Genomic DNA, 12,929 nt, shown 5'->3' with positions numbered 1-12,929 from the left:
GCCCCATCGCCCCGGGGCAGGCCCTACGACCCCGGTCGCATGGTCCGTACACCGATATGCCCGTGCGCGGTGCCGGAGGCCGGTGGGACCATGGACTCCATGCACCAGTCACCACCCGGCACCAGGCTGCCCGCGCCGGCCGGGCGCCGTGCCGGCGCACCGCTGTGGGTCGTCGTCCTCACGGCGTGCGCGGGTCAGTTCCTCGTCGTGCTCGACGTCTCCGTCGTCAACGTCGCCCTGCCGTCCATGCGCGCCGACCTCGGGATGAGCGCGTCGGGACTCCAGTGGGTGGTGAACCTGTACACGCTGGCCTTCGCCGGCCTCATGCTGCTCGGCGGCCGGGCCGGGGACATCTTCGGCCGCAAGCGCGTCTTCCTCGTCGGCCTCGCCCTGTTCACCGCCGCCAGCCTCGCCGGCGGCCTGGCGCAGGAGCCGTGGCAACTGCTCGCCGCGCGGGCCGCGCAGGGCGTCGGCGCCGCGGTGCTGGCGCCCTCCACGCTGACTCTGCTCACCTCGGCGGTGCCCGAGGGCCCGGCGCGGGTGCGCGCGATCGGGACGTGGGCGGCGGTCGGCGCGGGCGGCGGGGCGGCGGGTGCGCTCGTCGGCGGGGTGCTGACGGACGCGCTGTCGTGGCGCTGGGTCCTGCTGATCAACGTGCCGGTCGGCGCTGTCGTCCTCACCTGCGCGGCGCTGTGGCTGACGGAGAGCCGCGGGGGGCCGCGGCGCCGGCTCGACATCCCGGGCGCGGTCCTGGTCACCGCCGGGATCGGCACCGTGTCGTACGGGATCGTGCAGACCGAGAGCCACGGGTGGACGGCGGCCGCGGCGCTGGTGCCGCTGTTCGGCGGGCTGGCGCTGGTCGGGGCGTTCCTGGTGGTGGAGGCCAGGACGCGGGCGCCGCTGATGCCGCTGGGGCTGTTCCGGCTGCGCGCGGTGTCCGCGGCCAACACGGCGATGTTCGTCACCGGTGCGGCGATGTTCTCGTCCTGGTACTTCCTCTCCCTCTACATGCAGAACGTCCTCGGGTACACGCCCATCGAGGCCGGCCTCGGCTTCGTGCCGCACTCGCTGACGATCGTGGCGGCCTCGAAGCTGGCGCCGCGGATCCTGGCCCGTACGGGCGCGAAGGCGCTGGCGATCGCGGGCGTGCTGATGGCGGCCGGCGGCTACCTGTGGCAGAGCACGGCGGATGCCGGCGGCACGTACGTCACGGACATCGCCGGGCCCGGGATCCTCATGATGGCCGGGGTGGGCTTCATGATCACGCCGCTGGCGCACCTGGCTACCTCGGGGGCGCCCGCGGGCGACGCGGGCGTGGTGTCCGGGGTGATGAACACGTCGCGGACGATGGGCGGTTCGCTGGGCCTCGCGGTGCTGTCCACGGTGGCGGCCACGCGCATCGGCGGCGGGTCCGGCCCCGAGGTGCTGGCCTCGGGGTACTCGCTGGCGTTCCGGACGGGGGTCGGGATCCTGCTTGGCTGCGCGGCCCTGATGCTGATAGCCCTGCCCCGCCCGGCCGCCGCGCCGGAGCCGGCGAAGGCGTGACCCGGGCGGGGCGCGGCGGGGCACGGCGCGACGGGTCGCGGGACCGTACTGCGCGGTGCGGCCGTACGCGAGCGGTGCCGGCCGCCGGGTGTCACCGGGGCGTGGTCAGCCCGTCCGCCTCCGCGCCGCGGCTGAGGACGACGCCGCTGATGCGGTCGCGTACGCGCTGGTAGCGCTCCGGGGCGCCGCCGCCCGCGAGTTCGGCGTCGAGGTCGACGACCCGCGGCGGGCCCGCGCCCTCGTGGTCCATGAGCTGCGGCAGGTACTCCGCCTTCGTCACACGCCAGCGCGCGCTGTCCGGCGCGGGCGGGGAGAAGGTGAAGCGGGCGATGGTGCCCTGGTTGCCGCGGGGGTCGCGGGCGCCCGCGTTGTTGATCATGCGGCCCGCGATCTGGTCGCCCATGCCGTAGACGACCCAGGTGCCGTTGACCTTCTCGTACGCCTGCGGCACGTGCGCGTGCGTACCGAGGATCAGGTCGACGTCGGGCGCCCCGGCCGAGCGCGACGCGGTCAGCTCGCGGGCGAGCTGCTGCTGCACGGCGTCCGGCGCGTCCTGCCACTCCGTGCCCCAGTGCAGGCTGACCACGACGATGTCGGCGCCGGCCCGGCGGGCGCGGCGGGCGTCGGAGACGATCCGCTCGGGGTCGGTGATGTTGACCGCCCACGGCTGGTCCTGCGGCAGCTCGTCCCCGTTGGTGCCGTACGTGTACGCGAGTTGCGCCACCGTCGCGCCGCCCGCCTCCAGCAGCGCCGGGCGGAGGGCCTCGGCGGGGGTGCGGGCGGAGCCGGCGTGCGCGACGCCGGCGGCGTCGAGGGCGTCGAGGGTGCGGCCGACGCCCGGGAAGCCGTCGTCGAGGGTGTGGTTGGAGGCGGTGGAGCAGGAGTCGTATCCGGTGTCCTTCGCCGCGGCGGCGAGCTGCGGCGGGGAGACGAAGGAGGGGTAGCCGGTGAACGGGCCGCCGGCCGGTCCGTAGACGGTCTCCATGTGGCAGATCGCCAGGTCCGCGGCGGAGATGACGGGCTTGACGCCGGCCAGCATGGGGCGGAAGTCGTGGCCTTCGCCGCCGGCGTCCCGGCGCGCCTGCTCGATGACCGAGTCGTGCGGGAGGATGTCGCCGGTGGCGACGAGGGTGAAGGCAGACCGCGCGTCCTTGCCGGGGGCCTTGCCGTCGTCGGACGTGGTGCCGGCCGGCCCGTGGGCGCAGGCGGTGGCGGCGGCGAGCAGGGCGGCGGTGAGTGCCAGCGCCGCAGTGGTAGTACTAGTCCTTTGATATCCGCGCATGTGTCGAATGCACAGGAGCGGGATAAGGCATACAAGAAGCCTGGCCGGTCAGTCCCCTGAACGGCGGCGCGGGATCGCGCGTATGCGTAGCCGACCGTCCATGGCGCACTGCTGACATAGTGTCAGTAAGGAGCCTTTACGGTCTTCCCAACCGCGGGGGACTGCGTTATACATGTATCCGGCGGTGAGAACGTGTTCTTGTTGCACGTTCCGGCCGCGACCCGAGAGCGACCCCGGCGTGCCGACTGGTGCGGACGGCACGCCGGGGTCTTCGCACGTTCTCGGGAGCCAGCGCCACCATGCCCATCGACCCCGCCAGGGCCCTCGCCGCCGCACCCCGCGAGACCCGCATCTCCTGGACCCGCAAGGACGTCCTCCTCTACCACCTGGGCATCGGCGCAGGCCGCCCCGCCACCGACCCCGCCGAACTGCGCTACGTCCTGGAGGACCGGCTCCGCGTGCTGCCCAGCTTCGCCACGGTCGCCGGCGACGGCGGCGTGGCCGGCGAGGGCGCCGGGCTCGACGCCCCCGGCGTCGACGTCGACCTCGCCGCCGTACTCCACGGCGCCCAGCGCGTCGACGTGCACCGACCGCTGCCGCCTGCCGGCGAGGCGGCCCGCACATCGCGCATCGCCGCCGTGTACGACAAGGGCAAGGCCGCCGTGCTCGTCCTGCGCACCGAGGCCGCTGACGGGGACGGCCCGCTGTGGACGTCCGACACCCAGCTCTACGTGCGCGGCGAGGGCGGCTTCGGCGGCGAGCGCGGCCCGTCGCCGCGCCTGCCCGACCCCCAGGGGCCGCCGGCGTACGTCGCCGACCGCGCCGTCCGCGAGGACCAGGCGCTGCTCTACCGGCTGTCCGGCGACTGGAACCCGCTGCACGCGGACCCGGAGTTCGCCGCCCTGGCCGGGTTCGACCGGCCGATCCTGCACGGGCTGTGCTCGTACGGGATGGCGCTGAAGGCGGCGGTGGACACGGTGCTGGACGGGGACCCGGGGCGGGTGCGGGCGTATGCGACGCGGTTCGCGGGGGTGGTCCACCCGGGGGAGACGCTGCGGATCCGGACGTGGCCGGAGCAGGCGGAGCCGGCGGGTGGCGGGCGGATTCGGCTGACCGCGGGTGCGGTGGAGCGGGACGAGGCGCCGGTGCTGGCGGACACGGTGATCGAGCACGACTGAGCGGGGCCGGGTACGGGGGCGGAGCAGGCGGCCCGCGCTCGATGCCGGGTGCGGGTGCGGGTGCGGGTGTGGCGCTGTGGGGTACCGGGCGCTTCAGAGCGGGGCGTGCCGGAGCGGTATGGGCCGCGTGGGGATGTCCTGTTCGCCGTCGGCTTCCTCCGGGTCGGGGTACGGCCCGTCCCGTACCTCCGCCGCCGCGGCCGCCGCGTCCGCCGCGGCCGGGTCCGGGACCGCCAGGCGGGCCAGGCCGCAGGGGTGCGACGGCGTCGCGAACGGCAGCCGCAGCTCGCCCCACTGCGTCCACAGCCCGCTGCCGGTGATCCACCCCGGCAGCGGCGGCAGTTGGACGAGCCGCCGCGCCGCCGGCCGCCACACCCCGAGCCGGCAGCCGCCGGGCCCGTCGAGCCGCAGCGCCACCCCGCACTGCTCCGGCGTCAGCACCTGCCCCGGCTGCACCGCGAACGGCGTCACCGCCGTGTCCGGCGGGCACAGCGCCTCGGGGAACCGCACCGGCCGCCCGCTGCCGAGCACCCCCCAGCCCAGCCGGTCGCGCCCCGGGGCGTCGGAGCACAGGAGCAGCAGCCCGCTGTCGGGGTCGGCGAGCAGCAGGCGGTCGTTGCTCTCGGCGGTGAGCTCCAGCAGCGGGCTGACCTCGATCCCGCCGCCGTGCAGCCCCACCGTCACGGCCTTCGTCCGCCCGTCCAGCTCCTGGTCGACGGCCAGCGCCCGGCCCGTACGGTCCAGCCAGCCGCGGCCCGCGCACCGGCCCGGCAGTTCGCCGACCCGCTCCGGGTGGACGGTGCCGCCGCCGGCGAACCCGCCCGCGTACACCCGCCACACGGCGGTGGTCTCGCCGCCGGGGCCGGGCGGCGCCAGCGCGTACACCTCGGCGCTCTCCGGGGCGGGCGGCACGAGCGCGAGCCGCGGCGCGGTCACCGAGCCGAGGGCCTGCTCGGTGGTGTCGGGGCCGGAAGGATGCAGGAGGGAGAAGGCCTGCTCGGTGCCGGCGACGAGCCGGCGGATCAGCACACGGCCGTCGGCCAGGGGCAGGACCGTGGTCCCGGGCTCCTCCGGCTGCGTGCAGGGGAGCGGGACCGTGTACGCCTCGGGGCCGTGGAGGGTCCAGCGCTCGGGGAACCAGTTGCCGTCGGCGTCGTTGGCGAGACACGCGCCGTACGTGCCGTCGGCGGTGAGGGTGAACCCGGCCCGGCCGACGGGGCGGCCGGGGGAGGCGGCGGGGGGCGCCTTGGTGGGCGCGGCGGCGTGGCGCGGCACGGGGGCCGCGGCCGGTGGCCCGTAGGCCCCCGAGACCCCCGAGGGCTCGGGAGGCGTGGGCGGGGAGACCGCCACCATCGGCGGCGGCGCCGCCCGCGCGGCGTCCGCCGCGGCCGGGGGTTCTGCCGCGGGCAGGGGTCCCGCCGGGGTCAGGGGCTCCGCCGTCGTCGGCGTGCCCGTATCGGGTGGTTCGCCGCCCGCCCCCGCCTCCGCGCCCCGGTCCGCCGTCCCCGGGCCCGCTGCCGCATCCGCCGACGTCGTCGCATCCACCGCCGCGGTCGCCGGGGCGGTGGCTGGCGCCGTCCCCGTCCGCGCTGACGGAATCGATTCTGCACTGGGCCTCATCCGGTCCCATCACCTCCGCACGCGAAGGTAGTTTTCGCACGTCAAAGCAATCGGCGCGGCGCCGCTCACTTCACACGTACGGATGGCGGATCCGCCGTTCCGCTTCGCCGCGCCGCCGCGTTGTGCTTACGAGCGGCCGCCGCGACCGGCCCGTACGCGCGGAGGTAGCCTTTCCCCGTGCCTGCACTCGCCGACATCGTCGCCGCGCTCGAAGCCCTCTGGCCCGCCGGCCGCGCCGAGCCCTGGGACGCGGTCGGCACGGTGTGCGGAGACCCGGACGCGCGTGTGGATCGCGTGCTGTTCGCCGTCGACCCCGTGCGGGAGGTCGTCGAGGAGGCCGTCGAGGCGGGCGCCGATCTGCTCGTCACCCACCACCCGCTCTACCTGCGCGGTACGTCGACCGTCTCGGCGGGCACGTTCAAGGGCCGCGTCGTGCACACGCTCATCAAGAACGACATCGCGCTGCACGTCGCCCACACCAACGCGGACCGCGCCGACCCCGGCGTCTCCGACGCCCTCGCCGGCGCCCTCGGCCTGCGCGTCACCGGCCCCCTCGTGCCCGACGCCGACGACCCCGCCGGGCGCCGCGGCCTCGGCCGCCTCGGCGAGCTGGACGCCCCGGTCACGCTGCGGGAGTTCGCCGACCGTGCCGCCGCGTCCCTGCCCCGTACCGCCACCGGACTGCGCGTCGCCGGCGACCCGGCGGGCGAGGTCCGTACCGCCGCCGTCTGCGGCGGCTCCGGCGACGGGCTCTTCGACGCCGTGCGCGCCGCGGGCGTCGACGTCTACGTCACCGCCGACCTGCGCCACCACCCGGTCTCCGAGGCGCAGCAGCACGCCGCGCTCGCCGGCGGGGGCCGCCCGTACCTGATCGACGCGGGCCACTGGGCCACGGAGTGGCCCTGGTGCGAGCAGGCCGCCGCCCAGCTGGACGCGATCTCGGACCGGAACGCATGGGGTCTGCGCACCCAGGTGTCGCGTATCGTGACCGACCCCTGGACCACGCACACCCCCGCCCCGGCCGCGCGCCCCGCGGGGTCGCCCACCCCCCACACCAGCCTTGCCCCTACGAGCCCGGAGCAGCCAGCTTGAACGCCGCGCCCGCCGACCAGATCCGCCTGCTGGACGTCCAGGCCCTCGACGTCCGCCTCACCCAGCTCCAGCACCGCCGCCGCACCCTCCCGGAACACGAGGAGGTCGCCGGCCTGGAGGCCGACCTCGCCCAGCACCGCGACCTGCTGGTCGCCGCGCAGACCGAGGAGAGCGACACCGAGCGCGAGCAGACCAAGGCCGAGAAGGACGTCGACCAGGTGCGCCAGCGCGCCGCGCGCGACCAGCAGCGCCTGGACTCGGGCGCGGTGACCTCGCCCAAGGACCTGGAGAACCTGCAGAGCGAGATCGCCTCGCTGGCCCGCCGGCAGAGCGACCTGGAGGACGTGGTCCTGGAGGTCATGGAGCGCCGCGAGACCGCGCAGGAGCGGGTGGCGGAGCTGACCGGCCGGGTCGAGTCCGTGCAGGCCAAGATCACGGACGCCACCGCGCGGCGCGACGCGGCGGTGGGCGGGATCGACGCCGAGGCCGCCAGCGTCACCAAGGAGCGCGCGGACGCCGCCGGCGAGATCCCCGCCGACCTGCTGAAGCTGTACGACAAGCTGCGCGAGCAGCAGGGCGGCGTCGGCGCGGCCCGGCTCTTCCAGCGGCGCTGCGAGGGCTGCCGGCTGGAGTTGAACATCACCGAGATCAACGAGGTACGGGCCGCGGCCCCCGACACCGTCGTACGGTGCGAGAACTGCCGCCGGATCCTGGTCCGTACACCCGAATCCGGCCTCTGATGCCGGGCCCGGGCCGGCGCGCCTTCACCGTCGAGGCGGACGGCGGCTCGCGGGGGAACCCCGGGCCCGCGGGGTACGGCGCCGTCGTGCGCGGCGCGGACGGCGCGGTGCTGGCCGAGGACGCGGCGTACGTGGGGGTGGCGAGCAACAACGTCGCTGAGTACCGGGGGCTGATCGCCGGGCTGCGGGCGGCGCGGGGGCTCGACCCGGACGCCGAGGTCCTGGTGCGGATGGACTCCAAGCTCGTCGTCGAGCAGATGTCGGGGCGCTGGAAGATCAAGCACCCGGGGATGCGCGAACTGGCTGCCGAGGCGCGGGAGGCCTTCCCGCCGGAGCGGGTGTCGTACGAGTGGATCCCGCGGGAGAAGAACAAGCACGCCGACAAGCTCGCGAACGAGGCGATGGACGCGGGCAAGCGCGGCGAACAGTGGAGCGCGGCGGCGTCGCGGGCGGAACCGGACGCGGCTGCGGCAGGTGATGCGGCAGCCGCGGGAGCGGGCGGTGCCGGGGCCCGGGAAGGCGCCGGCAGCGTACGGGCCGCGGGCGGCACCGCCAAGTCCGCCACCCCCGCCGTGGGTTGGGGCGCGGACCTCGGGGCGCCCACCACGTTCCTCCTGCTCCGCCACGGCGAGACGGACCTCACCCCCCAGAAGCGCTTCTCCGGCACCGGCGGCAGCGACCCCGCGCTCTCCGCCACCGGCCGCGGGCAGGCCGCGGCCGCCGCCGGGCACCTCGCCGCCCGCGGCACCGTCCAGGCCCTCGTCAGCTCCCCGCTGCGCCGCTGCCGCGAGACCGCGGAGGCGGTCGCCGGGCGGCTCGGCCTCGACGTGCGGGTCGAGGACGGGCTGCGCGAGGCGGACTTCGGCGCCTGGGAGGGGCTGACGTTCGCGGAGGTGCGCGAGCGCCACCCCGACGACCTCGGCGCCTGGCTGCGCTCCACGAAGGCGGCGCCGAGCGGCGGCGGGGAGTCCTTCGCCGAGGTCAGCCGCCGCGTCGCGGTCGCGCGCGACAAGCTCCTCGCGCGCTACGCCGGCCGCACGGTGCTGCTCGTCACCCATGTGACTCCGGTCAAGACGCTGGTCCGGCTGGCGCTGGGCGCGCCGCCGGAGTCGCTGTACCGGATGGAGCTGTCGCCGGCGGCGCTGTCCGAGGTCGCGTACTTCGCCGACGGGCTCGCGAGCGTACGCCTGCTGAACGACACCTCGTACCTGAGCTGAGCCGCTTTCCACCCTCTTCCGGGCGGCAGCCACCGCCCGGGTTCCCTGCTGCCCGCGTTCTGGTACAGACGTACATGTACAGTGGTACTAGTACAGGCGTACAGCACTGGAGGGATTCGTATGCCCGAGTCCGGAAAGCCCGCCGCGCGCAGCCGCCGCGACCCGCAGGCGCGCCGCCGGGCGATCGTGCGGGCCGCGGCGGACCTGCTGGTGGAGGGCGGTGGCGGCGACATCACCCACCGCCGGGTCGCCGAGCGCGCCGGCGTGCCGCTGGGGGCGACCACGTACTACTTCACCTCCCTCGACGAGCTGCGCGAGGCCGGCCTCCAGGTCCTGGTGGACGAGATCGAGGAGTTCGTCGAGCACGTGCGGAGCGCCTCGGCCGGCGAGCCGCGTGGGCCGGAGGCCCTGGCCCGGATCCTCCACGAGTACTTCAGCGACACCGACCAGATGCGCACCGACCTCGCCCTCTACGGCGCCACGATCCACCGTCCCGAACTGCGCCCGCTGGCGCTGCGCTGGTTCGACGGGATGGTCGAGCTGCTGAGTGACTGGACCGACCCGGCGACCGCGCGGCTGCTGGCCGCGTTCACGGACGGCATCACCCTGCACGTGATGTTCCGGGGCGAACCCGTCGAACTCGACGAGCTGACCCGGGCGATCACCGCCCTGATCCGCTCGGGTCCGGGCCGGGAGGAGGCGAAGTGAGCGGGGACGAGGGCGCGGTGGAGAGCGGCGGTGTGCGTACGGAACCGGCCCTGGCGGACCCGACCGTGGCGGACCAGGCCGCCGGGCTGAGCCGGGGGCGGCGGTGGGCCGCGCTGGCGGTGCTGTCCGCGAGCCTCCTGGTGATCGCCATGGACGTGACGATCCTGAACGTCGCGCTCCCGCACATCACCGCCGACCTCGCGCCCTCCGCGGCACAGCAGTTGTGGATCGTCGACGTCTACGCGCTGATCCTCGCCGGACTGCTCGTCCCCGTCAGCGCCCTCGCCGACCGCTACGGGCGCAAGCGGATGCTGCTCGCGGGATACCTGCTCTTCGGCGGGTTCTCGCTGGCGATCCTGGCCGCCGACAGCGCGGCCGGGGTGATCCTGATCCGCGCGCTGCTGGGCGTCGCCGGGGCCATGATCATGCCGACGACGCTGTCGATGGTCCGGGTCGTCTTCACGGACCCGCGGGAGCGCGCGACCGCGCTGGGGGTGTGGGCGGCGACCTCGGCCGTGGGCATCGCCGTCGGGCCGGTCGTCGGCGGGCTGCTGCTGACGCACGTGTCCTGGCACTCGGCGTTCCTGATCAACGTGCCGCTGATGGCCGCGGCGATCGTCGCGGGCCTCTTCCTGCTGCCGGAGTACCGCACGGCGCACCGGCCGCGCTGGGACGTGCCGGGCACGGTCGCCATCATCGCGGGCATGGTCGCCCTGGTCTGGTCGATCAAGCACTTCGCGAAGGAGGGCTTCGGTGCGCCGGAGTCGTGGGCGGCCCTGGGCGCGGCGGTGCTGGCACTCGGCTGGTTCGTACGCCGCAACCTGCGGCGCCCGGATCCGATGCTGGACCTGCGGCTGTTCCGCCGGCCGCCGTTCACGGCGGGGATCGTCGCGGCGCTGGCGTCGATGTTCGCGCTGGGGGCGCTGCTGCTGCTGGTCGCGCAGTGGCTGCAACTGGTCGACGGCCGCACCCCGTTGCAGGCGGGTGTCGCGCTGACACCGGCGGCGATAGCCATGTGCGTCGCGTCGCCGCTCGCGCCGGCGCTCGCGGCCCGGATCGGTGCCCGGACGGTCCTGGCGGGCGGTCTGGCGATCGCGGGGCTGGGGTTCCTCGTCATCCATCTGGCGCCGAGCCCGATCGGCTACCCGTGGATGGCGGTGGCGCTGGCGCTGCTGGGCGGGGGCGGGGGGTCGCTGGCGGTCGCCTCGGGGATCGTGATGGCGGGCACCCCGCAGGAGAAGGCGGGCAACGCGGCGGCGCTGGAGGAGACTTCGTACGAGCTGGGCAGTGTGCTGGGCGTGGCGGTGCTCGGCAGTATCGCGGCGGCGGTGTACCGGTCCCGGCTGGGGGAGGGGGCGCTGAGCGCGCTGACCCCGGGGCAGGCGGGCGACGCCCGGGAGTCGCTGGCGGGGGCGGTGGAGGTGGCGGAGCGCACGGGGTCGGCGGGGCTCGCGGCGCGGGCGGGGGACGCGTTCGTCGACTCGCTCGCGCTGACGGGGCTGGTGGGGTTCTTCGCGCTGCTGGGCGCGGCGGTGCTGACGGCGGTGCTGGTGCCGCGGAACCTGGACCTCACGAAGCAGTCCCACTGAGGGCCTGCGGCCGGCGCCCGGGGAGAGCGGTGCTCTCGCCCGGGGGAGAGCGAGCGGTGCTCTTGAACGAGAGCGGCGCTCTACGTGGAGAGCGGGTGTCGAAACCGCGTCCGCTGCTCCGTTCCGAGAGCGCTGCTTCCGCCGGTGAGCGGTGCTCTCGCCGCCCCGCCGCCCCCGTCTCAGCCCTTGCCGAGTGCCGCCGCCTCGGCGGCGAGCTTCTCCACCGTGGCCCAGTCCTTCGCCGCCAGCGCCGCCTTCGGCAGCATCCATGTGCCGCCCACGCAGCCGACGTTCGCCAGCGCGAGGTACTTCGGCGCCGACTCCGCCGTGACGCCCCCCGTCGGGCAGAAGCGGGCACGCGGCAGCGGGGAGCCGAGGGACTTCAGGTACGCGATGCCGCCCGACGCCTCCGCCGGGAAGAACTTCATCTCCGTCACCCCGCGCTCCAGCAGGCCCATCGCCTCCGAGACCGTCGACACCCCCGGCAGGTACGGCAGCCCCGAGTCGTCCATCGCGGTCAGCAGCCGCTCCGTGCTGCCGGGGCTGACCAGGAAGCGGGCGCCCGCGGCGGCGGAGGCGGCCACCGCCTCGGCGTCGAGCACCGTGCCGGCGCCGACCACCGCGTCCGGGACCTCCGCGGCGATGGCCCCGATCGCGTCGAGGGCCACCGGCGTCCGCAGGGTCACCTCGACCGCGGGCAGCCCTCCGGCGACCAGCGCGCGCGCCAGCGGCACGGCGTCGGCGGCGTCGTCGAGGACGACGACGGGGATGACGGGCGCGAGGCCGAGGACGGAGGGGCGCGCGGAGGCGGAGTCAGTGGTCACGGCGTCATCGTGCCTCCGGGAGCGCACCGGTGCAACGCACGTTGCGTACCGTGCAACGGGCTCTCGTTCATCACCCATGGACGCCACCCCCGCGAGAGGGCGTGACGGTTACAGCTCCGTCACCACCACGTCCAGCTCCCACGGCTGCCCCGCCCGCCGCGGCGGCTCACCCTCCACCCGGTAGCCCAGGTCGCGCAGCGCCGTCAGCAGCGCCGCCGGGGTGCGGGGCTTCGCGCCGGAGGTGAGGAGGTCGCGAAGCAGGCGGCCCTTCGTCGCCTTGTTGAAGTGGCTGACCACGGACCGCTTCTCCACCCCGTCCACCACCGTCGCGTGCAGCACCCGCACCGCCGCCGTGCGCGCGGCCAGTTCGCCGCGGGGCCGCCAGGCCGTCGCGTACGCTGACGAGCGCAGGTCGAGGACGAGCCCGCGCCCCGCGGCCGCCGGCAGGGCGGCGTCCAGCGGGCCGCGCCAGTACGCGCCGAGCGCGCCGGCGGCCGGGAGGCGTACGCCCATGGAGAGGCGGTACGCGGGGATGCGGTCGCCGATGCGGACGGCTCCCCACAGGCCGGAGAACACCAGCAGCGACGCCGACGCGCGCCGCTTCGCCGCGGCGTCGAGCGTGGCGAGGCCGAGCGCGTCGTAGAGCACGCCGGTGTAGATCTGCCCGGCGGGGCGGGTGGGCGCGGTGCGCAGCCGGGCGTTGCGCGCGACCTCGCCGCGCAGGCCGTCGGTGAGGCCCAGCACGTCGGCGGCCTTCTCCTCGTCGGCGGTGCAGAGGCCGACCAGCTCGTCGAGGACGGCTTCGCGGGCGGCGGTGAGGCCGGGCAGGGAGAGCGAGTCGAGCTTCAGTGCGGCTCCGCGCCTGCCCTCGGCCTTGCCCTCGGACGGTGGCAGCAGTACGAGCACGAGTCCTCCCGCGATGACGTTTCCGGTTCCCCCTCCGCCCTTCGGCAGCCTACCCGCGCGGCGTCGGTGGTCCGGACAAGGCGGTGTGCGCGGACCATTGACAAACCCGCGACCTGCCTCAAAACTCTGACTGCCAATCAGCAAGACATCGACTCAGTTACGCAAACTTACGTTGATTTCTTGCAAGAGAACGGCATGCGCACTCTGTCAGCCCCCCACAGAACAGAG

Annotated in this window: 11 protein-coding genes; 7 read left to right on the top strand and 4 right to left on the bottom strand. The window is 75.4% G+C overall.

The features are described 5' to 3' along the window. The first annotated feature begins 90 nt into the window (after nt 1-90). Nucleotides 91-1,545 (top strand): MFS transporter, encoded by a 1,455-nt coding sequence (locus LG396_RS28505; RefSeq protein WP_225796960.1) that lies wholly within the window; start codon nt 91-93, stop codon nt 1,543-1,545. A 91-nt stretch (nt 1,546-1,636) separates the two neighbouring features. Here LG396_RS28505 and LG396_RS28500 read toward each other — a convergent pair whose 3' ends face one another. Then, on the bottom strand, nt 1,637-2,827 hold the full coding sequence (locus tag LG396_RS28500; RefSeq protein ID WP_225796959.1) for a CapA family protein: 1,191 nt from the start codon (nt 2,825-2,827) through the stop codon (nt 1,637-1,639). Nucleotides 2,828-3,126: 299 nt separating this feature from the next. On the opposite strand from LG396_RS28500, the gene LG396_RS28495 reads away from it, so the two are divergent. Then, the gene (locus tag LG396_RS28495; protein ID WP_225796958.1) at nt 3,127-4,005 is read left to right on the top strand and encodes a MaoC/PaaZ C-terminal domain-containing protein; all 879 of its coding nucleotides are present in this window, start codon (nt 3,127-3,129) and stop codon (nt 4,003-4,005) included. A gap of 93 nt (nt 4,006-4,098) precedes the next feature. Here the strand turns inward: LG396_RS28495 and LG396_RS28490 are convergent, their stop codons facing one another. After that, the gene (locus LG396_RS28490) at nt 4,099-5,358 is read right to left on the bottom strand and encodes a hypothetical protein (protein WP_225797066.1); all 1,260 of its coding nucleotides are present in this window, start codon (nt 5,356-5,358) and stop codon (nt 4,099-4,101) included. Between the two features lie 444 nt (nt 5,359-5,802). Here LG396_RS28490 and LG396_RS28485 point away from each other — a divergent pair, with 444 nt between their 5' ends. From LG396_RS28485 to LG396_RS28465, 5 genes are all read left to right on the top strand, one after another. After that, on the top strand, nt 5,803-6,717 hold the full coding sequence (locus tag LG396_RS28485) for a Nif3-like dinuclear metal center hexameric protein (RefSeq protein ID WP_225796957.1): 915 nt from the start codon (nt 5,803-5,805) through the stop codon (nt 6,715-6,717). After that, the gene (locus LG396_RS28480) at nt 6,714-7,457 is read left to right on the top strand and encodes a zinc ribbon domain-containing protein (RefSeq protein WP_225796956.1); all 744 of its coding nucleotides are present in this window, start codon (nt 6,714-6,716) and stop codon (nt 7,455-7,457) included. The genes LG396_RS28485 and LG396_RS28480 overlap by 4 nt, the downstream gene beginning before the upstream one ends. After that, on the top strand, nt 7,457-8,674 hold the full coding sequence (locus LG396_RS28475) for a bifunctional RNase H/acid phosphatase (RefSeq protein ID WP_225796955.1): 1,218 nt from the start codon (nt 7,457-7,459) through the stop codon (nt 8,672-8,674). Before LG396_RS28480 ends, LG396_RS28475 begins: the two co-directional genes overlap by 1 nt. A gap of 120 nt (nt 8,675-8,794) precedes the next feature. Beyond that, entirely contained in the window at nt 8,795-9,382 is a 588-nt protein-coding gene (locus tag LG396_RS28470) for a TetR/AcrR family transcriptional regulator (RefSeq protein WP_027743877.1), read from the top strand. Nucleotides 9,383-9,447: 65 nt separating this feature from the next. Further along, nucleotides 9,448-10,971, top strand: coding sequence for an MFS transporter (locus tag LG396_RS28465; RefSeq protein ID WP_225797065.1), 1,524 nt, complete (start codon nt 9,448-9,450; stop codon nt 10,969-10,971). Nucleotides 10,972-11,150: 179 nt separating this feature from the next. Here the strand turns inward: LG396_RS28465 and eda are convergent, their stop codons facing one another. After that, on the bottom strand, nt 11,151-11,795 hold the full coding sequence (gene eda, locus LG396_RS28460) for a bifunctional 4-hydroxy-2-oxoglutarate aldolase/2-dehydro-3-deoxy-phosphogluconate aldolase (RefSeq protein WP_225796954.1): 645 nt from the start codon (nt 11,793-11,795) through the stop codon (nt 11,151-11,153). 108 nt (nt 11,796-11,903) lie between these two features. Beyond that, nucleotides 11,904-12,701, bottom strand: a complete 798-nt coding sequence (gene yaaA / locus LG396_RS28455) for a peroxide stress protein YaaA (protein WP_027767983.1) — start codon at nt 12,699-12,701, stop codon at nt 11,904-11,906. Nucleotides 12,702-12,929: the final 228 nt, after the last annotated feature.

The sequence above is a fragment of the Streptomyces aculeolatus genome (assembly GCF_020400605.1).
Lineage (GTDB): Bacteria > Actinomycetota > Actinomycetes > Streptomycetales > Streptomycetaceae > Streptomyces > Streptomyces aculeolatus.
The sequence above is the reverse complement of the archived record's forward strand: the minus strand, read 5'-3'. Positions and strand labels throughout refer to the sequence as shown.

Coding starts and splice junctions, on each gene's coding strand:
- LG396_RS28505 (WP_225796960.1), top strand. CDS start 91: ATGGACTCCATGCACCAGTCACCACCCGGCACCAGGCTGCCCGCGCCG.
- LG396_RS28500 (WP_225796959.1), bottom strand. CDS start 2,827: ATGCGCGGATATCAAAGGACTAGTACTACCACTGCGGCGCTGGCACTC.
- LG396_RS28495 (WP_225796958.1), top strand. CDS start 3,127: ATGCCCATCGACCCCGCCAGGGCCCTCGCCGCCGCACCCCGCGAGACC.
- LG396_RS28490 (WP_225797066.1), bottom strand. CDS start 5,358: ATGGTGGCGGTCTCCCCGCCCACGCCTCCCGAGCCCTCGGGGGTCTCG.
- LG396_RS28475 (WP_225796955.1), top strand. CDS start 7,457: ATGCCGGGCCCGGGCCGGCGCGCCTTCACCGTCGAGGCGGACGGCGGC.
- LG396_RS28470 (WP_027743877.1), top strand. CDS start 8,795: ATGCCCGAGTCCGGAAAGCCCGCCGCGCGCAGCCGCCGCGACCCGCAG.